Source organism: Vibrio sp. 811, assembly GCF_033339195.1.
Genome location: NZ_JAWOUB010001016.1, coordinates 1 through 504, shown reverse-complemented (window position 1 = coordinate 504; position 504 = coordinate 1). Strand labels below are relative to the sequence as shown.

The window sequence follows — 504 nt, the reverse complement described above, 5'->3', positions numbered from 1 at the left end:
TGGCCATCAAAGCGGCTTGAAGTACCGGTGATCTGCAATGAGGCGGCGTTACTGCTATCCACATTGCCTACTGGCGTGATCGCCAAGGTTGGTGTGATCGGCATCGAGTGGCTGCGGTCTTCTGCGCCCGTATTCCCCGAAAGGTCTTGGTAATCTTTCACCACCAAGCCTACGGTTAGCTCTGACGACACTGGCACAACAACATCACCGGTCCAGACTTTCGCATCCGCCGTCTTGGTCAGTGTGACGGCGGAACCACCCAGCTCTGCGCTTGCGGCTTGCAGCGCTTTATCGAACTCCAGTCTGACCGTCACACTTTGTCCTTCCGCTTGGTGCGTTGGGTTAAAGGTTGCGTTGGTCAGTGTTGGCAACGCCTGTGCCAACGTGAAGTTTGTGCTTTCTGTTGCTTCCACGTTTGAGGCATTGGTGCCCGTGACAACGACGGTGTACGTGCCGTTGAGCTGATCACTCATATCCATCGTGCTACTCGTCCAAGCGCCACCA

The 504-nt window shown here is 55.8% G+C and carries 1 pseudogene; it reads right to left on the bottom strand.

The window, feature by feature from the left end:
- A pseudogene (locus R7Q46_RS30660) lies at positions 1 to 504 on the bottom strand (hypothetical protein); the annotation flags it as partial.